The following is a 24,297-nucleotide window of genomic DNA, read 5'->3' as shown; positions in this document are numbered from 1 at the left end:
TCGCACGAGAGTGCCAAGGGGTCACACCGGGTTGCCAGCCACCGCGGATCGCCATGGCGCGCAGATAGGGTGTGCGCATGAGCGCAGACCAGATCGTGTTCGACGGCCGGATCGGAGTCGACGTCAAGGGCGAGACGTGGAGCTGCGTCGAGATCCCCGACTCCGCTGCGTTTCTCGGCACGAAGAAGACGGTGCGCGTCGATGCGACCGTCGACGACGTGGAACTCGAGAACGTCGGCGCCATGGTCACGGGCACCGGCGGGCACATGGTGTCGCTGAGCGCCAAGGTGCGCAAAGCGCTGGGCAAGGACATCGGCGACCAGGTTCGGGTCGTGATCGCGAAGCGGTAGCCCGCTCGGGCCCCCGGGAAACACGAAAGGCCCCGGCGAACCGGGGCCTTTCGAAACTGTCTCAACACAGTGTGCGCCCGAAGAGACTCGAACTCCCAACCTTCTGATCCGTAGTCAGATGCTCTATCCATTGAGCTACGGGCGCATGGCCTGTGCACTCTCGTGCGGGCCGTCGATAAGCCTACCCGACGTCGGCACGACGCGCGAATCGAGCGGCCTGCGCGCGGTCACCCGGGCGCGTCGCCCCGTTCGGCGACGGCGCGTTCGACCGCGCGGCGATGCGCGCGCAGTTTCGGGATGTCGACCATGCGCAGCGCCTGCATGCGCGCGCGGCGCATCCGGTCGTAGTCGGGCTCGAGGTCGGGGCGGGCGGCTTCGATGCTCAGCGTGCGGTCGATGTTCTTGGCCACTTCCGACCAGGCGGCGTCGCGGGCGTCCTCCACGAGCTTCGCGAGCTCCAGCGGATCCTCGGCCCGCTCCCGCAGCTCCTTGGCGATGTGCCGGGACTGGCGGGCGCGCTTGCGCAGGTTGCGCACGTCACGGCTGCGGTAGTCGTGGGTGCCATCCGAGTCGGTGTGGCGCCCCTTGGCCGTCTTGCGCTCCCGCTCGGTGCGCTCGGCGTCGGCCTCCGCCTCCTCGGCGAGGTGCAGCAGCGTGTCCCGTGCGTGCGGGACGAACCGGGCCTCGGAGTAGTCCTCACCGCCGGTGAGGATGTCGACGAGGATGCGGTTCTTCAACGCGAGCCGCGTCGCCGCCGATGCGATGTAGAGCCCCTCGGCGACGATGTCGTCGTGCTTGACTTTTCGTCGCTGCGCCACGGCACCCCCTTATATCGATCCTAGGGCGAGGGGTGCGCCAGAATCGATTCAGGATTCCAACGAAGGAGCCAGGATGCCGCCACTTCAGGTCCGCGGCGCGACGAGCGTCATCACGGGCGCAGCCGCCGGGATGGGCGCCGAGGTCGCGCGACAGCTGGCATCCGCCGGCGCCCGCGTCGCCCTCATCGACCGGGATGCCGACGGCCTCGCCGCGGTCGCGGCGACCCTCACCGGCTCCGGCCACACGACCCACGTCGTCGACCTCACCGACGACGACGCCGTCGCCGTGGTGGCCGGTGCCGTCACGGCATCCCACCCGCACGTCCAATCGCTCATCACGTGCGCGGGGTCGTCGATGCTCGGATCGATCGACCAGCTCACGATGGCCGAGATGCGCTGGCTCATGGATGTGAATCTCTGGGGCACCGTCAACATCACCCAGGCGCTGCTGCCGGCGCTGCGCCGGGCGCCCGCCGCTCACATCACCCATCTGGTGTCGATCTATGCGCTGGCCGCGCCCGCCGGTCGCATCCCCTACGCGATGAGCAAATACGCGGTGCGCGGTTTCACCGAGGCGCTGCGCCACGAACTGGCGGGCTCCACCGTGACGGTCGGCGCCGTCTACCCCGCAGGTGTCAAGACCGGCATCGTGCTGCGCGGGCGCTACGCCGCCGCCCTCGACCCCGCCGTGGCCGACCGGGCCGCAGCCGCACAGGCGGCCATGTACCGCACCGAGCCCCGGGATGCCGCGGCGCGCATCGTCGCGGCGACCCGGCACCGCCGCGCGCGCACGATGATCGGCCGCCAAGCGCGGCTCGTGGACGTGCTGACCCGCGTCACCCCCGTGCACTACTGGGCCGCGATGCGGCGGCCGCTGCGGGAGGCCGTCGACACCACGACGCCCATCGCGAAGCCGACTCGAAGCGGCGACTGAACCCCGTCATAGCATCCGCAAAACTGCGCGTCGCTGAATGGAGGCAACCCGAATCGGAAGGCCCCCATGCACATCGTCGCTGCCATCGCACTGGATCTCATCGCCATCTTCGTGCTCGCCTATGCGGTGTACTTCCCGCGTCACCGGCGCCGGGATCTCGCGATCGCATTCGTCGGCATCAACGTCGGCGTGGTCGCGGTGTCGATGGTGCTGGGCTCGACGACGATCGGCGCGGGGGTGGGCCTCGGCCTCTTCGGTGTCCTGTCGATCATCCGCCTGCGCTCGAGTGAGATCGACCAGAGCGAGATCGCCTACTACTTCGCCGCCCTCGCGATCGGGCTGGTGTGCGGGCTCTCCCCCACGATCAGCTGGCTGAGCGTGGGGCTCGTCGCCCTCATCGTCACGGTGCTCGCCGTCGTCGACAGCCCGGCGATGCTGCGCCGCTCGCGCGAACAGACGATGGTGCTCGACCGCGCCTACACCGACGAGCGCGCCGCGACCGCCGCCGTCGGGCAGCTGCTGGGCTGCCCCGTGCACGGCATCACCATCCGCTGCGTCGACCTCGTCTCGGACACGACCACCGTCGATGTGCGCTTCGCGCTGCCGCGCGAGCGTCGCGCGATCGAGCGGCAGGACACCGCGCGGCGCGAGCAGCGCGAGGCGATGGCGCGATGACGGCGCTCGCGGCCCTCGAGGCCCTCCGCCCGCTCGGTCTCGAGGACCTGAACGCCGCCGCCGAGCTGCAGACGCGTGTCGACCGCAAATACATCCTGCCGCGAACTGCCCTGCCCGCCGTGCTCGCCCAGCTGCCGGCCGGGACCGAGGTGCTCGAGGTCGGCGGCGAGCGGCTGCTGCGCTACGCATCGCGCTATTTCGACACTCCGGCGCTGGATAGCTTCCTGGGCGCGGCCCACGGCAGGCGCCGCCGGTTCAAGGTGCGGACGCGCACCTACGTCGACTCCGGTGGATCGTTCCTCGAGGTCAAGACCCGCGGCGGACGCTCGACCACCGTGAAGGAACGAGTGCCGGTCGCCGTCGACGAGGTGCACGCGGGTCTGGACGACGCCGCCGTCGGCTACGCCGCGGCCATGCTCTCCGACGCCGGCATCCCGGGCACCGAGCCGATCGCGCAGCGCCTTGAACCCGTGCTCACCACCGGGTACCGCCGGGCGACGCTCCTGGTCCCCGGCGACGGCGAACAGGAGGACGCCTCCCGCGGCACGATCGACGTCGACCTGCGGTGGCGGGATCTGCACGCCCCCGCAGGCCGCGGCATCCTCACGCTCCCCGACACCGTCATCGTCGAGACGAAGTCCGGATGCCGCGCCGGCGCACTCGACCGCGCGCTTTGGCGCTGCGGGCACCGTCCCGCGACGGTCTCGAAGTACGGCACGGGCCTCGCGGCACTGCGACCGGGCCTTCCCCACAACAAATGGCACCGCACCCTGGTGCGCCACTTCCGCGCTCTGAAAGGAAACGCATGACTCCCCTGCCCGAGCCCACTTCCCGCCGCCGGCTGTGGCTGGTGGCAGCGCCCACGGCCCTCGCGCTCACCCTCGCCGGCTGCGCGGCCGGCACGCAGAGCGCCGCGCCGGCCACGACGCCCGAGGCGACCTCCGAGGCTGAGCCCGCCGTCGACACGGCACTCGACGGCTTCTCCACCGCCGCCGATGTGCTCGCCGGCAACCAGGAAGCGCACGACGACCCCGCTGACGCCGAGTGGTCCCAAGCGGATGCCGCGGCGATCGACCTCGACGGGTCGACCGCGTCGTCGGCGTCCGCCGATGTCGACATCGCCGGGTCCACCGTGACGATCTCCGCCGCCGGCACGTACCTGCTCAGCGGTGACCTGGAGGGTCAGGTCGTGGTCGACAGCGCTCGCGAAGGCACCGTGACCCTCGTGCTCGACGGTGTGAACATCGCCCACACCGCCGGTGCTGCGATCGACATCGTCGCCGCCGACGAGGCGGTCGTCGTGCTGGCCGAGGGCTCGACGAACACCCTGAGCGACGCCGCGAGCTATGCCGAGGACGATGAGGCCGACGCGGCGCTGGCCAGCGCCGCCGACCTCACCATCACCGGCACCGGGGCGCTGTCGGTCACCGGCAACGGCAACGACGCCATCGCGTCGCGCGACGGACTCGTGATCCAGTCGGGCACGATCAACGTCGATGCGGCGGATGACGGCATCCGCGGCAAGGACTACCTCATCGTCCGCGACGGCGACATCGCCGTCGATGCGGGCGGCGACGGGCTGAAGGCCGACAACGAGGAGGACGCCGACCGCGGCTTCATCGCGATCGAGGGCGGCACGCTCGCCCTCACCGTCGGCGGCGACGGCGTCGATGCGTTCACCGACGTCGTGCAGACCGGCGGCACCGTGGACATCACCGCCGGCGGCGGGGCGACCTCCGACCCCGATTCGGGGGCGAAGGGCATCGTGGCGGGCACCATCGCCGTGCTTGAGGCGGGGACGACCCGCATCGACGCGGCCGACGACGCCGTGAACACCGACGCGTACGTGCACTTCTCCGGGGCCGACGTGGAGCTCTCCAGCGGTGACGACGGCGCCCACGCCGAGCTGCAGCTGGTCGTCTCCGAGGGAGAGGTCGCCGTGGCCTCGTCGGTCGAGGGCCTCGAGGCCGGACAGATCACGATCGAGGGCGGCACCATCGCACTGACCGCCAGCGACGATGCCGTCAACGTCTCCGAGCCCGACGCCGGCACCGCCGCGCTCACCCTCGTCATCACCGGCGGCGACCTGACGGTCGACGCGGGAGGCGACGGGCTCGACGCCAATCGTGCGGTCGAGATGGGCGGCGGCACGGTCGTCGTGCAGGGGCCCACCAACGACGGCAACGGCGCGATCGACGCCGACGGCGGGGTGACGATCTCGGGCGGCACCCTCTACGCGCTCGGCACCGCGGGCATGGCGCAGGCGCCCCGCGCCGACTCCGCACAGGCGAGCGTGCAGTTCACCGTCCGCAGCCGCATCCCCGCCGGCACCACCCTGACCGTCGTCTCCGCCTCGGGCCAGAAGCTCGGCACGGTGACGGCGACCAAGCAGGCGCAGAGCCTGGTGTTCTCGACCGCCGGGCTCGTCAACGGCGAGACCTACTCGCTCGTCGCCGACGGCGACACGGTCGCCACCGCCGTCGCCGGGGAGCAGAGCTCGGCCGGCATGGGCGGACCGGGCATGGGCGGCGGCCCCGGCACCCCCGTGCCGCCACGGTGAATATCACCAGAGTCGGCCCGGTTCAACCCCATGACCGGTGGCGGCCACGCGGTTAACGTCTAAGGCACGCTAGACGGCCGGATCGAACCCGGGCCGCCTCCACGAAAGGAGCGAATCATGGGATTCATCGATGACGCGAAGGATGCTGCCGAGACCGCAGCCCGCAAGGCCAAGGATGCGTTCGAAGACACGGTCGACAAGGTCAAGGACAAGGTCGACGAGCACAAGGCCGAGGCCGATGTGAAGAAGGCCGAGGCGGAGCGCGACTCCGTGCAGACCCGCAACGAAGTCAAGGAGAAGCTCCGCGACGAATGACCCCGCGAAGCGACGGGCCCCGCAGGCGACTGCGGGGCCCGTCGTCGTGAGCGGGGCGGGGGACCGCGCCGGCCGCTAGAACTCACGCCAGGTGAAGCGGCCGCCCAGCAACGTGCCCGCCACCGGCATGGTGCGAAGCCCGTCGCGGTCGGAGGCGTACGGGTCACGGTCGACGATCACGAGATCGGCGGGCTCTCCCACCGCGAGGCGCGTGCGGCTGCTGGCGTCCAGCGCCGCCGGCAACGGCAGGCGCTGCTCCGGATGCCACGGCTCGCGGTCGCCGCGGCTGCGCGACGTGGCCGACGCGATGGCATGCCACGGGTCAAGTGGCGACACGGGGGCATCGGACCCGAGGCGCAGCGCGGCGCCCGAGCGGTGCAGCGAGCCGAACGCGAAGGCACGGCCGGTGCGCCCAGCCCAGTACCGATCGGCCACATCGCGGTCGTCCATGGCGTGCTCGGGCTGCACGCTGGCAACCAGTCCCAGTCGGGCGAACCGGGCGAGGTCGTCGTCGCGCACGAGTTGGGCGTGCTCGATGATGCCGGACATGCCCAGCTGCTCGAACGCGTCGATCACCTCGGTGTTGGCCCGGTCACCGATCGCGTGCACGGCCGCACCGATGCCGGCGGCGTGCCCGCGGGCGAGCAGACGGCGGAGTTCGGCCACCGGGACGCTCTCGATGCCGCACGCGTGGGCGCTGCCGGGGTCGACCCCGGGGTACGGGTCCCAGCACCACGCGGTGCGGGTGTTCAGCGACCCGTCGACGATGACCTTGAGCCGCCCCATCGTGACCAGGCCGGTCGGCTCCACCCGATCGCCGGTGCGAAGGCCCGCCGAAATCGCCTGCTCGAGACGATCGGGCCACACCGCGGCATCCACCCGCAGGCTGGTCACCCCGCACGCGACGCGCTGCGACCACTCCCCGACGTTGTCGGTGTTCTCGTACTCGACGATGCCGACCACGCCCCGCCGCGCCGCCGCATCGGCGACCTCGGCGAACGCCTGCGCCGGCAGCGTCGAGGTCTCCTGGATGCCCTGCATCGCCGCGATCCACGGCGCCTCGCTCACGACGCCGGACGCGTCGAGGGCGAGGCCCAGCCGGGCGGCGGCGCGGGTGTTCATCCACGCGCAGTGCAGGTCGCCGCTGATGAGCACGACGGGGACATCGGACTCGATCGCCTCGAGGGCGGCGAGCGAGGCCGGCTGCGGCCACAGGCCGTCACGGAAGCCGTAGCCGATGAGCATCCCGTCGCTGAGCGCTGCCCCGTCGCGCCGGGCGACGCGCACGGCCGCCAGCACGTCGGCCGCGCTTTCGGTGGCGGTCAGATCCACGCGGCGGCGGCGGATGACCCACTGCGTGAAATGCACGTGCGCGTCCCAGAGGCCAGGTCCCACGTATCGGCCGGCGACGTCGACGACCTCGCCGGTAGGCAGTGCGGAGCCGGCGGGGGCGATCGCCGTGATGAGGCCGTCATCGATGGTGATGTCCATCGGCTCGCCGCCGTACCGACGGGCGTTGCGCAGGGTGAGGCGGGTGGGGGTCATGGGGCTCATGATGGCAGAGCGTGGACCTGCGCCATGCGCGCGGCCAACGCCGGATTGGCATACGGGCCGGGGCGCCCGAGCGCCTCGATGACGCGCTCGACCACCGCGGCGGGCTTGTCCTGGCTCATCTTCTCCTTCGCTTCGAACCGCGTCACCCGCAGCCGGAATCCCACCGTGCCGTGCACGATGCGCGCGGCGTAGTCGGCGTTCTCGAGGCTGCGGTTCATGAGGAAGGGCTCCGGAAGCACACGCTCGAAGTGATCCACGAGACGTTCGAGCACGCGCAGGTTCTCGGCGTCGCCGAGCAGCTCCGGCGTGCCGTGGAGGTGGGCGACGGCGAAATTCCAGGTCGGCACAGCGGGTGAGGTGTCGTACCAGCCGGGCGAGACGTAGCCCTGCGGCCCCGAGACGATGACCATGCACTCGTGCGCACCCAGTTCGTGCAGCCGCTCGTCGGGGCGCCCCACGTGGCTGACGAGCACGATCCCCTCGGCGTCCTCCTCCAGCAGCACCGGATAGTGGGATGCCACGATCCCCTTGCCCGGCACGAAGCTGACGAGGGTGGCCCAGGGGTTCTCCCGCACGAGGGCGCGCACGGCCGCGACGTCATCGACGGCGTAGTCGGGGGCGAGCCTCATGCGACACCGCCGACCGGGGCGAGCACGGGGATCTCGTAGCGGCGGGGCGTGCCGAAGCGGTGCGCCGAGATCGACACGGCCTGCTCGCGCAGGAACGGGAGCATCTCCACGCGGCCCGCGGCGACGACCGCACCGGTGTACAGCGCCACGGCGGGCGAACCGCCGGTGCGCGCGGCGAGGTCGGCGGCGTCGCCGCCGATGAGGCGGACCCGGCCGCCCTGCTCCGCGAGGCGGCCGACGCGGGCGGTCCACGCCGTTTCGCCCTCGACGGCGACCGCGACGCCCTGAGCGATGAGCCACGTGCGCACGGGAGTCGACAGCTGCGCTGCGGCGCTCACCGTCACCCGCGCCCGGGCGCGCAGGCCCGCGGCGACCACGCGGACGAGCTCGACGTCGCGGGCGCCTTCGAACCGCACGGTCACCGGCACCGCCTGATAGCGCAGCGCGTTCTGCTCGCTGTCGAGCCCCGTGGCGTCGCGGACCCTCCCGAATTCGTCCTGCCAGGCGGCGGCATCCGTCGCCAAGGCGCCGCGCAGCCAGGTCAGTTCGTCCTCATCGATGCCGGCGGCACGCACGGCGCCGGTCGAGAGCGCGTCGCTCGGCGCGGGGGCGTTCACGGGGGCGTCGGTCCACCCGGAGAGCCCGACGAGGTAGTTGGGTCCGCCCGCCTTCGTGCCGGCGCCGACGGCGGCTTTCTTCCAGCCGCCGAACGGCTGGCGCTGCACGATGGCGCCGGTCGTGCCGCGGTTGACGTAGAGGTTGCCCGCTTCGACGGTGGCCAGCCACGAGGCGATCTCACGCTCGTCGAGCGAGTGCAGGCCCGAGGTCAGGCCGTACTCGATCGCGTTGACCATCCCGATCGCCTCGTCGAGGGTCGCGGCGGTCATGACGCCCAGCACCGGCCCGAAGTACTCGGTCAGGTGGAAGGGCGACCCGGCCACGACGCCCTCGCGGATGCCGGGACGCCAGAGGGCGCCGGCGTCGTCGAGCTTGACCGGAGGCAGCACCCAGCGCTCCCCCGGCTCGAGGGTCGTGAGCGCGTGCAGCAGCTTGCCGTCGGCCGGGCCGATGAGCGGGCCGATGCGGGTGGCCCCCTCCCACGGCGCGCCGACCTGGTACGCCCCGACGGCGTCGACGAGCTGGCGGCGGAAGCGCTCGGACGAGGCCACCGTGCCGACGAGGATCACGAGTGACGCGGCGGAGCACTTCTGGCCCGCGTGGCCGAACGCCGAATACGCGACGTCCTTCGCGGCGAGGTCGAGGTCGGCACTGGGCGTGACGATGATGGCGTTCTTGCCGCTCGTCTCGGCCAGCAGCGGCAGGTCGGGGCGGAAGCTGCGGAACAGTTCGGCCGTCTCGTAGCCGCCGGTGAGGATCACCCGCTCGACGGCCGGGTCGCTCACCAGTGCGGTGCCGAGTTCGCGGCCCTCCAGCTGCACGTACTGCAGCACGTCGCGGGGGACCCCCGCCTCCCACAGCGCCTCGATCATCACGGCACCCGAGCGCCGCGCCTGACGGGCGGGCTTGATGATGACGGGCGAGCCGGCGGCGAGGGCGGCGAGGGTGGAGCCGGCGGGGATGGCGACGGGGAAGTTCCACGGCGGTGTGACGACGGTGAGTCCGACGGGCGCCGGGCGGGCGCCGTCGATCGCGGCGACGTGCAGGGCGCTCTCGGCGTAGTAGTGGGCGAAGTCGATCGCCTCGGAGACCTCCGGGTCGCCCTGCTCGATGACCTTGCCGCACTCGGAGCCCATGACTTCCAGCAGCTCGGCGCGCCGGCGCTCGAGCACGTCGCCGGCACGGTGCAGGATCTCCGCGCGCCCCTCGGCGCCGAGGGCCTGCCAGGCGGAGCCGGCGGCGACGGCGCGCGCGATCACGGCATCCAGCGCCGCCTGGTCGCCGAGCGTGTTCTCGCGTACCGTGCGCTCGCCCAGAGTGGATGCCTGCATGCGCGCGCGGATGCCGTCGGCCCAGACCCGGTTGGCGGCGAGGCTGGGGTCGGTGTCGGGGGTGTTCTCGAACGACCCGCGCGGGGCCGGCGCGGGCTCCACGGCGCGGTTCTGCGTTCGCCGCGGGGCGGGGACCTCGGTGGGCATGGTGGCAAGCGACGCGAAGAACCGGCTGCGCTCGCGCTCGAATAGCACCGGGTCGGCGCCGAGGTCGAACACGGCCGACATGAAGTTGTCGCTGGACGCGCCCTCCTCCAGACGGCGGATGAGGTAGGCGATCGCGACGTCGAACTCGGCGGGGTGCACGACGGGCGTGTAGAGCAGCAGCGAGCCGACGGTGCGGCGGACGACCGTGGCCTGCGCCGAGGCCATCCCCAGCAGCATCTCGAACTCGACGCCCGCCGTCACGCCACGGCGTTCGGCGAGCAGCCACGCCAGCGCGATGTCGAACAGGTTGTGACCGGCGACGCCGATGCGCACCGCACCGATGTGCTCGGGGCGGAGCGCATATTCCAGGACCGCCTTGTACGAGGCATCCGAGGCCTGCTTGCTCTCCCACGTGGCCAACGGCCAGTCGTGCACCTCGGCATCGACCCGCTCCATGGGCAGGTTCGCACCCTTGACCACGCGCACCTTGATGGGCGCGCCGCCGTCGGCGACGCGGGCCGCCGCCCACTCCTGCAGCCGCATCATGGCGCCGAGGGCGTCGGGCAGGTACGCCTGCAGCACGATCCCGGCTTCGAGGGACCGGAACTCGGGGCGGTCCAGGATCGAGTTGAACACCGCGAGGGTGAGGTCGAGGTCCTTGTACTCCTCCATGTCGAGGTTGATGAACTTCGCCCCCGTGCGCGCGTTCGCGGCGAGGTGGAACAGCGGCACGAGCGCGTCGGCGGCGTGTGCGACGGCGTCGTCGAACGCCCACGGGCTGTGCGGGGCGACGGTGGAGGACACCTTGATCGAGACGTAGTCCACGTCGTCGCGCGACAGCAGTCGCCGCGTGCCCTCGAGGCGCCGGGCGGCCTCGTCCTGCCCGAGGATCGCCTCACCCAGAAGGTTCACGTTCAGGCGCACACCCTCCGCCGAGCGGATGCGGCGGATGGCGCGGCCGAGCCGCGCGTCGGTGGCATCCACGATGAGGTGGCGCACCATGCCGCGCAGCACCCGGCGGGCGATGGGGACGACGATGCCGGGCAGGAGCGGCGCCATCGCGCCGCCGAGGGCGATGAGGCCTCGCAACGGTGCGGGCAGGAATCGGGGGGTGAGCGGCACGAGGGCGCGGAGGTTCTGGGCGGCGACCTTGGTGTCCTCGGGACGCACGACGCCGTCGACGAAGCCGACCGTGAACGCCAGGCCGTTCTCGTCGCGCAGCACACCGGCGAGGCGCTTCGCGGCGGTGTCCACCGGCACGCTGCTGCTCTCGTCGAGCCAGCGGCGCACCAGCGTGACGGCGTCGTCGGCGAGCGCGCCGAGTTCGGCGGCATTGCGGTCAGCGACCGCGTCGCGGTCTGCGGACTCGGACGGAGTGGGGTCGATCAGCGTCATGGGGCCTCTTCGCTCGGCGGGCACGACAGCGGCACCCGTGAGGTTTCAGTGTGCGGGTGCGGGATGCCACGTGAAAAGCACACATTCATGAGGACTATCATTCGATAAAACCGATGAATGGTGAGGGACCCCATGCTGGAGCTCCGCAGGCTGCGGCTGCTGCACGAACTAGCACAGCGCGGCACGATCGCCGAAGTCGCTGCGGCGCTCGCCTACAGCCCTTCGACGGTGTCGCAGCAGCTGGCGCTGCTGGAACGGGAGGCGGGCACCGCGCTGCTGGAGCCCGACGGTCGCCGCGTGCGACTCACGGCGCAGGGTCGCCTTCTGGCGGCGCACGCCGCGCGCGCGCTCGAGCTCGACGAGGCGGCGCGCGCCGAGCTGTCGTCGTCCCGCGGCGCGCAGACCCGGGTGCGCATCGCGGTGATGTCCACCGCCGCGCAGGCGCTGGTCCCCGCGGCCCTCACCCTGCTCGCCGAGCGCGCCCCGCAGGTGCGGCTCGAGGCGGTGGAACTGCCGCCCGAGGAGGGGCTGTTCGAGCTGACCGCCCGCGCGTTCGATCTGGTCGTGGCCGAGCAGTACCCCGGGCACACCCGCGAACTGCGCGACGGGGTCGACCGGGTCGTGCTGGGGGTGGATCCGATCCGCCTCGCCCTGCCCCGCGACGATACGGCCGATTCGCTGACCGACCTCGCCGACCGCGCCTGGATCTTCGAGCCGCGCGGCACCGCGGTGCGGCAGTGGGCGGTGCAGCAGTGCCGCGCTGCGGGATTCGAGCCCGACGTGCGGTTCGACGCGACCGACCTCGTCGCCCACGTGCGGATGGTGGCTGCGGGGCACGCCGTGGCGATGCTCCCCGACCTGGTGTGGACCGGCGAGCGCGACACGGTGCGACTGCTCGACCTCCCCGGCACCCCGGTGCGGGAGATCTTCGCCGCGACCCGTGCGTCGTCCCGCGACAGCACGACGATCGACACGGTGCGCACGGCTCTCGCCGACGCGCTGGCGGCGCACCGGCCCCGCTGAGGCCGGCGCTCCGCGGCGCGACTCAGATCGCGAAGATGCGCCAGCTCGCCTCGGCGACGGCCCCCGGCTCGATGACGATGAGACCCGGGTCGAAGTCGTAGCGCGGTGCGTTGAAGGCATCCGGCGCGCACGTCATCGGCTCGACGGCGAGGCCACCGCGGTGGCCGGGCTGGGCGGCGCCACCGGGCAGGTCGGCGGTGTGCACCTGCACCCAGGGGCACGCGGCATCCCACGCCATGCCGACACCACGGCCGGCAGCATCGGTCACCCGCACGGTGGAGACACCGTCGGCATCGGCGGCGAGCGCCGTGAAGGCGTGGTCGATCTCGGTCGCGCCGATCGCCCGTGCGGTGCGGAAGTCGAACTCGGCATCCACCGGGCCGAGCGTGGTCGGGATGAGCCGGTCGGGGGTGACCTGCAGCACCTCGGATGCCGGGAGCTCGAGGGTCCAGCCGTCGACCGTGCCCTCCCGCGCCACGAGGTAGGGATGCGGTCCGGTGCCGAACGGCACGGAGTGCGCCGAGAGGTTCTCGCCGCGCACCGTCTGGGTGAGACCGTCGTCGCCGAGCGCGAAGGTCGTCGTCACCCGCACCCGCCACGGGTAGCCGGTCTGCGGCTCGATGACCGCGGCGAGGGTGACGTGATCCGACCCCTTGTCGACGGCGTCGTAATCCAGCCAGGCCGCCAGGCCGTGCAGCGCGTGACCGCGGCCGGGTTCGGTCAGCGGCAGCTGGTGCTCGATACCGCCGAAGGAGTACCGGCCGTCGACGACCCGGTTCGGCCACGGCGCGAGGGTCGCACCGCGGTAGGCGGGGCGCACCTCGTCAGCGGCGAAGGGCACCACGAGGTGCCGGCCGTCGTGGGTGAGCGAGCGCAGCGACGCGCCGACGCTCGCCACGACCGCCTCGAAGGGGCCGTGACGCAGGACATGCTGAATGCCGGATGCCGGAATGTGCGCCATGATCAGATCCCCTGTGCCAGGCGGTAGTAGGCCGCGTTCCAGCGCAGTTCCTTCTGGAACCCGCGCACCGTGGTGTCCTCGTCGATGACGAGCAGCTCCGTGCCCGCCATTTCGGCGAAGTCCTGGAACACCTCGATACCCACCGCGGTGGACATGACGGTGTGGTGGGCGGCTCCCGCCGCCAGCCAGCAGCCGGCGCTCGTGGCGAAGTCGGGGGCGGGCTTCCACACCGCCCGGCCCACCGGGAGGTTCGGCAGGTCGGGCGCCTCGACGTTCTCGACGACGTTGGCCACGAGGCGGAACCGATCGCGCATGTCACTCATCGCGACCACGACGGCGGGGCCGGGGTCGGCGGTGAAGACCAGGCGCACCGGGTCGTCCTTGCCGCCGATGCCGAGCGGGTGCACCTCGAGCCGCGGCTTCGCGGTCGTCAGCGACGGCGACACCTCGAGCATGTGCGCACCGAGGATCTTCTCGTCGCCTTCCACGAGGTCGTAGGTGTAGTCCTCCATGAGGCTCGCCCCCCCGGGGAGGCCCGCGCCCATCACGTTGGCGACCCGCACCAGGATGGCCGTCTTCCAGTCGCCCTCGGCGCCGAAGCCGTAGCCCTCGGCCATGAGGCGCTGCACGGCGAGACCGGGCAGCTGCTTCAGCGCGCCGAGGTCCTCGAACGACGTGGTGAACGCGCCGAAGCCGCCCGCCTCGAGGAACGTCCGCAGCCCGACCTCGATCGCGGCGCCGTCGCGCAGCGACTGGTGGCGCTCGGCGCCGGGGCGCAGCTCGTCGGCCACGTCGTAGGTGTCGAGGTACTCGGCCACGAGCGCGTCGATCTGCGCGTCGGTCGCGGCCGCCACGGCATCCGCCAGCTCGTTCACACCCCACGTGTTCACCTGCACGCCGAAGCGCAGCTCGGCCTCGGTCTTGTCGCCCTCGGTGACGGCGACGTAGCGCATGTTGTCGCCGAAGCGGGCGAGCTTGAGGGTGCGCGCGGCCTGCCAGCCCGCCGCGGCTCGCTGCCACTGCTCGATCTGCTCAAGGACGGCCGGGTTGGACACGTGCCCGACGACGGTCTTGCGCGCGACGTTCAGCCGCGTCTGGATGTACCCGAACTCACGGTCGCCGTGGGCGGCCTGGTTGAGGTTCATGAAATCGAAGTCGATCTCGTTCCAGGGCAGCTCCACGTTGGCCTGCGTGTGCAGGTGCAGCAGCGGCTTCTGCAGTGCGTCCAGGCCCCCGATCCACATCTTGGCGGGGCTGAAGGTGTGCATCCACGCCATGACGCCGATGACGTCGTCGCGGCCGTTCACCTCGAGGGCGAGACGGCGGATGCTGTCGGCATCCTTGAGCACGGGCTTCCAGACGACCCGCACCGGCAGGCCCGACATGCCGGCGACGACCGCCTGCGACTGGTCGGCGACCTGGCGGAGGGTCTCTTCGCCGTAGAGGTTCTGACTGCCGGTGACGAACCAGACCTCGTAGCCGTCGAGGGAGGGGGAAAGGGCCATGGGGGGAATCCTTCGTTGAGGTTCTTGCGGTTCAGAGGGCGGCGACGGCGGCGGCTTCGACCGCCAGACCGGCACGGTAGCGGTCGAGGTAGGTCGCGAAGCCGGCGACGTCGGCCGGGTCGGGGTCGACCACGGTGATGTCGGCGCCGGCGAACACCGCGCGGTCGAGGTAGGTGGACAGGTCGGTGCCTTCGCGGGCGGATGCCAGGTACGACGCCAGCACGGCGATGCCCCAGGCCCCGCCCTCGGCGGCGGTCTCGCCGACGGCGACGGGGGCGCCGAGTGCACCGGCGAGGAAGCGCTGGGCGACGCCGGCGGTGCGGAACATGCCCCCGTGGGCGAACATGCGATCCAGCGCCACCCCTTCGTCGTCGAGCACCCGCATGCCCAGCGCCAGGGTGCCGAAGACGCCGTACAGCTGCGCGCGCATCGCGTTGGCGAGGGTGAAGGAGCTTTCGGGGGTGCGCACGAACAGCGGCCGACCCTCGGTGAGGCCGGCGATCGGCTCACCGGCGAGGTGGTTGTAGGCGAGCAGGCCCCCGGCATCCGCGTCGCCGGCGAGCGCCTCGCGGAAGAGCGTCTCGTACACGGCATCCGTGTCGATCGGCTGCCCCGCGGCTTCGGCGAAGCGCGAGAACATCGCCACCCACGCGGCCAGTTCGCTCGCGCCGTTGTTGCAGTGCACCATGGCGACCGCGTCGCCGGCGGGTGTGGTCACGAGGTCGAGTTCGTGGTGGGCCGCGGCGAGCGGGCGCTCGAGCACGACCATCGCGAAGATGCTGGTGCCGGCGCTGACGTTGCCGGTGCGGGGCGCGACGGCGTTCGTGGCGACCATGCCGGTGCCGGCGTCGCCCTCGGGCGGGCAGAGCGGGATGCCGGGGCGGAGGGTGCCCGTGGGATCCAGCAGCGCGGCACCCTCGGAGGTCAGCTCGCCGGCCGGAGCGCCGGCCACGAGCACCTCGGGCAGGAGCGCGGGGAGGTCCAGGCCCGTGCCGAGGCCGGCGAAGCGCGCGAGCAGCTCGGCGTCGTAGTCGTGGGTCGCGGAATCGATCGGGAACATGCCCGACGCGTCGCCGATGCCGAGCACGCGGTGCCCCGTGAGGCGCCAGTGCACGTAGCCGGCGAGCGTCGTGAAGAAGTCGACCCGGGGTACGTGCGGCTCGGCGTCGAGCACCGCCTGGTACAGGTGGGCGATCGACCAGCGGTGCGGGATGTTCACCTCGAACAGCTCGCTGAGCGCGGTCACGGCAGCGTCCGTGTGGGTGTTGCGCCAGGTGCGGAACGGCACGAGCAGCTCGCCCGCGGCATCCATCGCGAGGTAGCCGTGCATCATCGCCGACACCCCCAGCGCGCCGAACGTATCGGGGGTGACGCCGTAGCGCGTCTGCACATCGGCGACGAGGTCGGCGTAGGCGGACTGCAGCCCCGACCAGACGTCGTCGAGGGAGTAGGTCCACCGGCGCCCCTCGAACCTGTTCTCCCAGGCGTGGCTGCCGACGGCGAGCACGTGGGCCGGCTCGTCGGCATCGACGAGGCACGCCTTGATGCGGGTGGAACCGAGCTCGATGCCGAGCGACGTGCGCCCGGCGCGGATGGCCTCTGCGATGTCGGCGACGCGGGCGTCGTCGGGCGTGGTGGTCACGGATCCTCCATTGGGGTGCTCGGGTTGATGTTACCGGTAACAGCCCGCGGTGTCATGTGTCGATTCCGGGCGAGCGAGGCGGTTGCCGACACGGGCCGGGTCACGAGCGAGGCGGGCCGGTCGAGGCGCGTGCCACAAGCGTCGGCGGTGCCGGCGTGAGCGCAGGCGCGTCGGCCGCCTCCAGCCCCAGCACCTCGCCGATGCAGCGCCTCGCCTCGCCCTCGATGTCCAGGCGCACGGTGGTCAGGGCCGGCCGGTAGTACGCGGCATCCGGGTTGTCGTCGAACCCGGCGACGCTCACGTCGCCCGGCACCGCGAGCCCGAGGTCGGCGAGCCCGGCCATGAGACCCAGGGCCATCTGGTCGTTCGCGACGACGACCGCCGTCGGGCCGCCGGGCGCGCGCACGGCGGCGGCGATCTCAGCGGCGCGGTGGGCGCCGGCATCCGCCGACCAGTCGCCCTCCCAGCGCGGCCCCGGTTCGAGGCCGGCCGCGGCGAGCGCGGCACGCACCCCGGCGTCGCGCGCGGCCGCCTCGCGCCACTCGGCGGGGCCGGTCAGGTGCGCGATGCGCGTGTGGCCGAGGTCCACGAGGTGATGCACGGCCGAGCCGGCGCCCTCGCCCTGCCGCGCAGCCCCCGGCCCGCCGTGCAACTCGGCGACGGGCAGCTCCAACCCGGCGAGGGTCTCGAGGGTACGAGCGTGCGGAGCGACCACGACGATGCCGTCGACACCCTGCGAGAGCAGGTGCTCGGCGGCGGCGGAGACGGATGCCGCGTCGGCGGCATCCGCATAGGCGGTGGCGATCCAGCGGCCGGCGGTGCGCGCGGCCGTCTCGAGCGCGGCGATGCCGACGGCGGGGCCGTAGAGCGTGGCATCCGAGGCGATGACGCCGAGCGTGCGGGTCGTGGCGGTGCCGAGCGAGCGAGCGGCGTTGTTGACGCGATACCCCAGCGTCGCCATCGCCTCCAGCACCCGCCGGCGGGTCTCGTCGCGGATGTGCGGGTGGTCGTTGAGCACCCGCGACACCGTCTGCGACGACACCCCGGCGAGCGCGGCGACGTCGCGCACGCCCACTTTGGCGCGGGTCACGGCAGGCTCGGACATGCCGCTCAGGCTAGCGCGGGCCGCACGCACCGCCGCGCGCGCCGCCGCGCCCGCGGGGGCGTGCCCGAGCTGCTCGGGTGTCACTTACGCACAGTCCCGGCCCGTGGCATCCGCCATTCGTGACACACGAGCCGCGCTGCGGCGGGGCGGGAGCGGGGAGTCACACGTTGTGGCCGGACCACCACGCCACCAGCGCCTCGGCCGGCTCGCACTCGTAGCTGCGCAGCGAGGTCGCCGAGAGGAACCCCATGTGCGGAGTGACGACGGCGCGCGGGTGTGCGCGCAGCGGGTGGTCGGCACGCGGCGGCTCCGCGTCGAGCACGTCGAGCCCGGCACCGCGCAGCGTGCCGTCGTCGAGCGCCGCAGCCAGGGCGGAGAGGTCGACCAGCTCGCCCCTGGACACGTTGATGAGCGTGGCTCCGGGGCGCATCCGCCCGATCTCCGACGCCCCGATCAGGCCGCGGGTCTCGGGCAGGAGCGGCAGGTGGAGGGACAGCACATCGCTCTGCGCCAGCAGCTCGTCGAAGCCCACGGGCTCCACACCCGGCGCGAGGGCCGACGGGTCGTACCCGATGACGCGGCCGAACAGCGGACTGGCCATCTCGGCGAACCGGGCACCGATACGTCCGAGCCCGCAGAGTCCTAACGTCAGCTCGCTCAGACGGCGTGGCAGGCGCTCGAACGCGTCGGTCCACTGTCCCCTCGCCACGACATCCTGCGCGTCGCGCAGGTCGCGCTCGGTGGCGAGCGTCAGGGCGAGGGCGTGCGTGGCGACCTCTTCGGTGGACGCCCCGGCGAGCGGTCTCACCGTCACACCGTGCGCGGCGGCGGAAACCGCATCCACCATGTCACTGCCCGTGGAGGCCGTGCCGATCCATCTCAGATTCGGGAATGCCGCGAAGAAGTCCGCCCCGAGGTGCGCGTAGCCGGCGAGCGCCGCCACCGCGGCCCGCGCCCGCTCCGGCACTTCGTGCGTGACGTCCCAGCGCAGCACCTCGACGTCGAAACCGGCATCCACCAGGATGCGCCGCGCGGGCTCCGGAGACAGATCGGTGACGTCGGTGATCACCGCGACCGGGCGCGCCGTCATGAGCCGACCACGTCGAGGGCGCCATCGGCCAGGCCCCTGACGACCCTCTCGAAGACGTCCAGTCCCGCCAGCATGTCCGCGTCGGTGGAGAACTCCTTCTCGTTGTGCGAGATGCCGTCCACGCTCGGGATGAAAACGAGCACCGTGGGCACGATGTCCTTGACATTGGTGGCGTCGTGGCCGGCGAGCGTCTTGACCCGCGTGTGGGTGAGCCCCAGGTCCGCGGCCGCCTCCTCCACGAGACGCACGCCTGCGTCGATGAAGGGGCCGGAGCTCCACACCGAGCTGGAGAGGAACTCGACACGCGTGCGGGTCTGCTCCTCGATGGCGGCGATCCGCTGCTGCAGCAGGTCGAAGGCACGCTCGAGTTCGTCGGTGGTCTCTGCCCGCAGGTCGATGAGCATGCGCACTTCGCGGGCGATGGTCACCGGTGAGTTGGGCTCCAGATACATCTCGGAGACCGTTGTGTGCAGTGTTTCCTCCGGGAAGGAGCGGATGAGGTCGTTCACCGCCGTGATGACGTGCGCGGCCCCGAGGAGAGCATCGCGGCGGTCGGCCATCCGCATCGATCCGGTATGCCCCTGTTCACCGTGGACGACGACCTCGTACTTGTAGGCGCACCACGTCTCCGCGACGGCCCCGATCGTCACGCCCGTTTCCTGCATCGACGGGCCCTGCTCGATGTGGATCTCGCCGTAGGCGGCGATCTCGGGGAGGGAGTCGGCACCCGCGGCACCCAGCCGCTCCAGCGCCCCGCGCACCGTGGTCCCGGCGGGGTCCGTCGTGTCGAGGGCGACCTCCAGCGGGAGCTTGCCTGTGGCCACAGCCGAACCCATCATGCTCGGCTTGAATCGGCATCCCTCTTCGTTGAACCAGTCCACGACGGCGATGTTGTAGCGCGGGAGCGTACCCGCAGCGCGGTGCGCGGCGAGGACGCGCACCGCCGCGTGGGCGGCGGCGAGCACGCCGTACGCGCCGTCGTACCGGCCGGCGAGCGGCTGGCTGTCCAGGTGCGAACCGAACAGCACGTACGGTGCACCGGGGACGAGCTCGACCTGCCCGAAGAGGTTGCCGATGGCATCCTGGTGAACCACGAAGCCGTGGGTGCGCAGCAGCTCGGCGAACCAGGCGCGCACCTCGCCATCGGCATCCGTTCCGGCCTGCCGGTCGACGCCGCCGCCGGCCGTGGCGCCGAAGGTCGACATCCGGGCGAAGTCGGCGAGGAAGGCCCACCCGTCGAGCCCGCTCATGCCCAGTCCCGCTGCAGTTCCATGGTCGAGCAGTGCAGCCCGCCGCCGTTCTTCAAGATCTCGCGATACGGCACGGTCAGCACCTCGACACCCTTCGCGGCGAGCCGCTCGGCGGTGCGCGGCAGATGATCGGGCATGACGACGCGGCGACGGTCGAGCACGAGCAGGTTGCTGGCCCATTCCTCCGTCGGGTGCACCTCGACCAGCTCGATGCCGAGGGCCTCCAGGGCGGCCATGTAGTCGTAGGGCGCCAGACGCGGGTTCACGAGGGCGAGGTCGTGGTCGACCATCGACGAGCACATGTCGAGATGGATGAGGTATCCGGGAAGCGACACCCGGTGCAGCGTGATGCCGTGGATGTCCAGGAGGGCTGCGAGTTGGCGGTATCCCTCCGGGGTGGTGCGGACCGAGGTACCGAGGAACGCCTGGTCGGGGCGGACCTTCACGAACGTCCCGCCTTCCACGATTCCCTCCCCGGCGATGGTGCCGAGGATGGGCATGCCTGCGTTCGCGACGGCCTGCGTGATCGTCTGCTCCTCACCGCGGCGCATGCGCGCGGCCGTTCGGGCGATGATGGCCCCGCCCGCAATGGTGACGAGCGGATCGCGGGTGTAGACGGCCTTGGGGAAGGTCGGCAGATCGGGGGCGTACACGACCTCGATCCCGTTGTCGCGCAGGAGCTGGGCGAAGCCGTCGTGCTCGGCGCGGACGCGGTCCATGTCGGGCGCGTCCCGGCCGGTCCAGTACCCGCGGCCGTTCGGCTCGACGAGTGCGTCGACCGAAGCGTCGTACATGTCGCCGGTGAGCTCCGCCAGGCACGCGGCGGGCCGCCGCATGAGCACGGCTCGCAGGCGGCCCACCTCGTCGGCGGCGCCCCAGCGACGGCCCCAGGTGCCCTCCAGCTCCGCGTGGTCGAGGAACCCGGGGGCGCCCTCGGGACCCATGAGGCGGTGGAACCGCCCGTCGGAGACCTCCATGGTCGAATCGAACTCGCTCATCTGCGTCCTTACTCCTCTGTCTGGTCGACCGTCGTGCGGTCAGAATCCTCGGGCGACGATGACCGTCGCGGCCTCACGCCGCATGGCGTCGGACAGCTCCCGCTCGAGCTCCTCGGGGGTGTCCACGCCCACGGCGTCGGCCCCGAAGCCCCGCGCGATCAGCACGTGGTCGAACGCGGTCACCTCGGTGTCGATGCGCTGGGCACCCGCTCGGTCGAACGAGTCCCGGATCTCGCCGTACCCGCGGTTGTCCCAAATCAGCAGGGTGAACTGCCTCCCGAGTTCCACAGCGCCGGCGAGCTCGGTCAGGGTGAAGAGCACACCGCCGTCTCCGGCGATGACGAGCACGGGGCGGTCTGGTTCCGCGATGGCGGCGCCGATGCCCATGGGCAGGGCGGGGCCCAGCGTGCCGAGTCCATAGGGGGCGATGCGTGCGGTCGGCTCGTCGGGGGTGACGACCTGATGCAGCGTGTACGCCAACTGGGTGGAGTCCAGCACCTGCACGGCATCGCGCGGCACGGCGCGTCCGATCGCCGCCACCCACGGGAGGTGCGCGAGGGACTGATCGGTCCAGTCGCTCGAGGCGACCGCCGCCGCCGCGCGCGCCGTCCCCGCGCCGCCCGCAGTGGAGCGCCCAGGGAGGGCATCCGCGAGGGCGTCGAGGGCGAGTGCCGCGTCGGCGCACAGGGCGACGTCGGCGACGCGCGGCGCGTGGAGGTTCGCGGGATCGGTGTCGACACGCACGAGGATGCCGGTGACTTCGGCGGTGCGGCCGCTGTAGAGCATGTCGGCGGCGGAGAACTCGGTGCCGACCGCGAGCACGACGTCGGCGTCCCGCAGGAGTGCGTGGCCACCCGCCATCGGCAGCAGCGGCCCCACGGACAGGGCGTGGTCGCCGGGCAGCACGCCGGCGCCGTTCCCCGTCGTGATGACCGGGGCATCCAGCAGTTCGGCGAGGCGACGCACCTGTGCCGTCGCCCCACGGGCCCCTCCCCCGGCGAGGATGACGGGTGACGCTGCGGCGCGCAGCGTGACGGCCGCGCGCTCCACGACGTCCTGCTCGGGCGCGACCCGCGCCGGCAGCGGTGCCGGCGGCGCGGCGGCGAGCGCGTCGGACACCTCGGCGGAGAGCAGATCGATGGGAAGCGAGATGACGACGGGGCGCGGTCGCGGTCCCCGCAGCGCATGCCAGGCCGCGTCGAGCAGCGCCGGCAGGTCCGCGGCATCCGTCAGCCGCCACGCGTGGGCGGTGACGCCCGATGCGGCGAGCACTTGATCGCGCACGTCGTGAAGCGGCCCCCGTCCCCGGCCGAGATCGGCGGTGGCGGTGTCTGCCGCAAGGAAGAGGACGGGCACCGAGTCGTGCCAGGCCTGCGCCAGCGGCGTGAGGGCGTTCAGCAGGCCCGGCCCGGTCACGAGGAGCGCGACGCCGACCTCGCCGGTCTGCCGCGCATAGGCGTCGGCCATGAAGCCCGCGCCCTGCTCGTGACGGGCCGGGTGCGTCGCGATGCCTGCGGCCGGAAGCCCCCGGTACATCTCGATCGTGTGCACGCCGGGGATGCCGAACACGGTGTCCACGCCGCGCAGCGCCAGCTGGTGGGCGACGGCCTCGCCGAGTCTCATCGTGGTGTCTCCTTGGATCGTGTGGGGTCAGCCGAGCACGCGGCGCAGGAAGGTGCGGGTCCGCTGGTGCTGGGGGTCGTCGATCACCTGCGCGGGCGGTCCTTGCTCGACGACGACGCCGTCGGCCATGAACACCACCCGGTCGCAGACGTCGCGGGCGAAGGCGATCTCGTGCGTGACGACGATCATCGTCATGCCGTCCTGCGCCAGGGAGCGCATGACGCCCAGCACGTCGCCGACGAGCTCGGGGTCCAGCGCGCTGGTGGGTTCGTCGAACAGCATGACCTTGGGTCGCATCGCCAGGGCGCGCGCGATCGCGACGCGCTGCTGCTGGCCACCGGAGAGCTGTGCGGGATAGTGACCCGCCTTGTCCGCCAGCCCGACGCGGTCAAGAAGCGCGAGGGCCTCCGCGCGCACCTCGGCCTTCGACCGCCCCAGCACCCGGATGGGCGCCTCGGCGACGTTCTCCAGTGCGGTCATGTGCCCGAAGAGGTTGAACCGCTGGAACACCATCCCGATCTCCCGGCGCCGCTCGGCGACCTCTCGGGGGCGCAACTCGTGGAGGCGCCCGCGGTGCTCGCGATACCCGACGAGGATGCCGTCGACGCGGATCTCGCCGCGGTCGATCTCCTCGAGGTGATTGATGCAGCGCAGCAGGGTCGACTTGCCCGATCCCGACGGACCCAGGATGCCGACGACTTCGCCGGCCTGGACCTCGAGACTGACATCCGTGAGCACTTCGTGGGGGCCGAACGCCTTGCGCACGCCGTCGACGACGACCAGGGGCCGGTTCTGTGTGCCGATCATCGGGATGCTCCCTCCGCGCGAACGCTGTCTGTGGTCTCGATGACGGCAGCCGGTCCGGTCAGCAGCGCCGGTTCGCCGGCCGGCTCGCGGCGGAATCCGAACATGCGCGCCGTCCAGCCGGGCTGGCGGTTCTGCAGGCTCTGGGAGAACCGCCGCTCCAGCCAGCTCTGCAGGATGCCCGCGATCGTCGTGAGGATCAGGTACCAGATGCTCGCCACCAGGAGCATCTCGATGACGCTGTAGTCCGCAGCCCCGATCTGGCGGGCGCGGTAGAGCAGCTCGCCGGCGCCGATCACCGAGACGAGGGACGTCTCCTTCAGGAGGGTCACGAGCTCGTTTCCCATGGGAGGGAGGATCGACCGCATGGCCTGGGGCAGGATGATGCGGCGCAGCGCCTGGCCGCGCCCCATGCCGAGGGCATCCGCCGCCTCGTACTGGCCCCGGTCGACCGAGAGCAGTCCGCCGCGGACGATCTCCGACACGTAGGCGGCCTCGTTCAGTGCGAGCGCGAGGATCGCGGCGGTGAACGGGGAGATGAGCACGTTGAGGCTGATCTCCGCGGCGCCGAACCCGATCGTGGGGATGAACAGGGCGAGGTTGAACCAGATCAGGATCTGCACGAGCAGCGGGGTGCCGCGGAAGATCCAGACGAACAGCCAGGCGGCCGAGGCCAGAAGCCGGTTGCCGGAGACCCGCATGACCGCGATCACGACTCCGAGCGCCGCGCCCAGAGTCATGCTGACGACGGTGAGCAGCACCGTCATCGTCATACCTTCGAGGATCGCCGCCGCCCCGACGCGGGAGAAGATGAGCTCCCACCGGACGACGCTGCGGGTGGCGACCTGCCAGACGAGTGCACCCGCGAGGGCGATCACGACGATGGCGGCGGCCCACTGCCCGTAGTGCCGGACGGGCACGACCGTGCGTCGCGCCGTATCGGAGATGTGTGTCGCGGTCATGGGTCGGG

At 72.0% G+C, this 24,297-nt stretch carries 21 protein-coding genes and 1 tRNA gene; 7 read left to right on the top strand and 15 right to left on the bottom strand.

Features of this window, described 5'->3' with window-relative positions; genetic code table 11:
* Positions 1-77: 77 nt before the first annotated feature.
* The gene (locus ACFVR6_RS03290) at positions 78-350 is read left to right on the top strand and encodes a DUF1905 domain-containing protein (protein WP_386958768.1); all 273 of its coding nucleotides are present in this window, start codon (positions 78-80) and stop codon (positions 348-350) included.
* 72 nt (positions 351-422) lie between these two features.
* On the opposite strand, the gene ACFVR6_RS03285 is transcribed toward ACFVR6_RS03290, so the two are convergent.
* Both ACFVR6_RS03285 and ACFVR6_RS03280 read right to left on the bottom strand, forming a co-directional pair.
* Positions 423-495 (bottom strand) — tRNA-Arg (locus tag ACFVR6_RS03285).
* Between the two features lie 82 nt (positions 496-577).
* A complete protein-coding gene (locus ACFVR6_RS03280) occupies positions 578-1,168 on the bottom strand; it encodes an asparagine synthase (RefSeq protein WP_386958766.1) in 591 nt (196 codons plus the stop codon).
* Between the two features lie 73 nt (positions 1,169-1,241).
* Here ACFVR6_RS03280 and ACFVR6_RS03275 point away from each other — a divergent pair, with 73 nt between their 5' ends.
* The 5 genes from ACFVR6_RS03275 to ACFVR6_RS03255 all read left to right on the top strand — a co-directional run bounded on the left by ACFVR6_RS03275 (position 1,242) and on the right by ACFVR6_RS03255 (position 5,652).
* Positions 1,242-2,102 (top strand): SDR family NAD(P)-dependent oxidoreductase, encoded by an 861-nt coding sequence (locus tag ACFVR6_RS03275; RefSeq protein WP_386958764.1) that lies wholly within the window; start codon positions 1,242-1,244, stop codon positions 2,100-2,102.
* A 66-nt stretch (positions 2,103-2,168) separates the two neighbouring features.
* Positions 2,169-2,777, top strand: coding sequence for a DUF4956 domain-containing protein (locus ACFVR6_RS03270; protein WP_386958763.1), 609 nt, complete (start codon positions 2,169-2,171; stop codon positions 2,775-2,777).
* Complete coding sequence (locus tag ACFVR6_RS03265) at positions 2,774-3,586, top strand: polyphosphate polymerase domain-containing protein (RefSeq protein WP_386958761.1); 813 nt, start codon at positions 2,774-2,776, stop codon at positions 3,584-3,586. Before ACFVR6_RS03270 ends, ACFVR6_RS03265 begins: the two co-directional genes overlap by 4 nt.
* The gene (locus ACFVR6_RS03260; protein ID WP_386958759.1) at positions 3,583-5,337 is read left to right on the top strand and encodes a carbohydrate-binding domain-containing protein; all 1,755 of its coding nucleotides are present in this window, start codon (positions 3,583-3,585) and stop codon (positions 5,335-5,337) included. The genes ACFVR6_RS03265 and ACFVR6_RS03260 overlap by 4 nt, the downstream gene beginning before the upstream one ends.
* Positions 5,338-5,454: 117 nt before the next feature.
* Positions 5,455-5,652 carry a hypothetical protein gene (locus ACFVR6_RS03255; RefSeq protein WP_386958757.1) on the top strand — a complete coding sequence of 66 codons (198 nt, stop codon included), beginning with the start codon at positions 5,455-5,457 and terminating at the stop codon, positions 5,650-5,652.
* A gap of 75 nt (positions 5,653-5,727) precedes the next feature.
* Here ACFVR6_RS03255 and ACFVR6_RS03250 read toward each other — a convergent pair whose 3' ends face one another.
* From ACFVR6_RS03250 to ACFVR6_RS03240, 3 genes are read right to left on the bottom strand one after another with little or no spacing between them, the layout of a single operon-like run.
* Positions 5,728-7,197 (bottom strand): amidohydrolase, encoded by a 1,470-nt coding sequence (locus tag ACFVR6_RS03250; RefSeq protein WP_386958756.1) that lies wholly within the window; start codon positions 7,195-7,197, stop codon positions 5,728-5,730.
* A 5-nt stretch (positions 7,198-7,202) separates the two neighbouring features.
* Complete coding sequence (locus tag ACFVR6_RS03245) at positions 7,203-7,835, bottom strand: FMN-binding negative transcriptional regulator (RefSeq protein ID WP_386958754.1); 633 nt, start codon at positions 7,833-7,835, stop codon at positions 7,203-7,205.
* Positions 7,832-11,326, bottom strand: coding sequence for a bifunctional proline dehydrogenase/L-glutamate gamma-semialdehyde dehydrogenase (locus ACFVR6_RS03240; RefSeq protein WP_386958752.1), 3,495 nt, complete (start codon positions 11,324-11,326; stop codon positions 7,832-7,834). Before ACFVR6_RS03240 ends, ACFVR6_RS03245 begins: the two co-directional genes overlap by 4 nt.
* 132 nt (positions 11,327-11,458) lie before the next feature.
* Here ACFVR6_RS03240 and ACFVR6_RS03235 point away from each other — a divergent pair, with 132 nt between their 5' ends.
* A complete protein-coding gene (locus tag ACFVR6_RS03235; RefSeq protein ID WP_386958839.1) occupies positions 11,459-12,349 on the top strand; it encodes a LysR family transcriptional regulator in 891 nt (296 codons plus the stop codon).
* Between the two features lie 22 nt (positions 12,350-12,371).
* On the opposite strand, the gene ACFVR6_RS03230 is transcribed toward ACFVR6_RS03235, so the two are convergent.
* From ACFVR6_RS03230 to ACFVR6_RS03185, 10 genes are all read right to left on the bottom strand, one after another.
* Complete coding sequence (locus ACFVR6_RS03230; protein ID WP_386958750.1) at positions 12,372-13,310, bottom strand: aldose 1-epimerase family protein; 939 nt, start codon at positions 13,308-13,310, stop codon at positions 12,372-12,374.
* A 2-nt stretch (positions 13,311-13,312) separates the two neighbouring features.
* On the bottom strand, positions 13,313-14,815 hold the full coding sequence (araA, locus tag ACFVR6_RS03225) for an L-arabinose isomerase (protein ID WP_386958748.1): 1,503 nt from the start codon (positions 14,813-14,815) through the stop codon (positions 13,313-13,315).
* 31 nt (positions 14,816-14,846) lie between these two features.
* Entirely contained in the window at positions 14,847-16,457 is a 1,611-nt protein-coding gene (locus ACFVR6_RS03220; RefSeq protein ID WP_386958746.1) for a xylulokinase, read from the bottom strand.
* A gap of 100 nt (positions 16,458-16,557) precedes the next feature.
* Positions 16,558-17,562, bottom strand: a complete 1,005-nt coding sequence (locus ACFVR6_RS03215; RefSeq protein WP_386958744.1) for a LacI family DNA-binding transcriptional regulator — start codon at positions 17,560-17,562, stop codon at positions 16,558-16,560.
* A gap of 160 nt (positions 17,563-17,722) precedes the next feature.
* Entirely contained in the window at positions 17,723-18,652 is a 930-nt protein-coding gene (locus tag ACFVR6_RS03210; RefSeq protein WP_386958742.1) for a C-terminal binding protein, read from the bottom strand.
* Positions 18,649-19,902 (bottom strand): M20 family metallo-hydrolase, encoded by a 1,254-nt coding sequence (locus ACFVR6_RS03205; RefSeq protein WP_386958741.1) that lies wholly within the window; start codon positions 19,900-19,902, stop codon positions 18,649-18,651. The genes ACFVR6_RS03210 and ACFVR6_RS03205 overlap by 4 nt, the downstream gene beginning before the upstream one ends.
* Positions 19,899-20,900, bottom strand: a complete 1,002-nt coding sequence (locus ACFVR6_RS03200; protein WP_386958739.1) for a dimethylarginine dimethylaminohydrolase family protein — start codon at positions 20,898-20,900, stop codon at positions 19,899-19,901. The genes ACFVR6_RS03205 and ACFVR6_RS03200 overlap by 4 nt, the downstream gene beginning before the upstream one ends.
* Before the next feature lie 39 nt (positions 20,901-20,939).
* Positions 20,940-22,523, bottom strand: a complete 1,584-nt coding sequence (locus ACFVR6_RS03195; RefSeq protein ID WP_386958737.1) for a thiamine pyrophosphate-binding protein — start codon at positions 22,521-22,523, stop codon at positions 20,940-20,942.
* A 27-nt stretch (positions 22,524-22,550) separates the two neighbouring features.
* Positions 22,551-23,330: an amino acid ABC transporter ATP-binding protein gene (locus tag ACFVR6_RS03190; protein WP_386958735.1), complete on the bottom strand. Its 780-nt coding sequence runs from the start codon at positions 23,328-23,330 to the stop codon at positions 22,551-22,553.
* The gene (locus tag ACFVR6_RS03185) at positions 23,327-24,289 is read right to left on the bottom strand and encodes an amino acid ABC transporter permease (protein ID WP_386958733.1); all 963 of its coding nucleotides are present in this window, start codon (positions 24,287-24,289) and stop codon (positions 23,327-23,329) included. Before ACFVR6_RS03185 ends, ACFVR6_RS03190 begins: the two co-directional genes overlap by 4 nt.
* Between the last annotated feature and the right edge of the window lie 8 nt (positions 24,290-24,297).

Source organism: Microbacterium sp. NPDC058021 (assembly GCF_042885955.1).
Taxonomy (GTDB): domain Bacteria; phylum Actinomycetota; class Actinomycetes; order Actinomycetales; family Microbacteriaceae; genus Microbacterium.
This window is presented reverse-complemented; position numbering and strand designations above follow the sequence as displayed.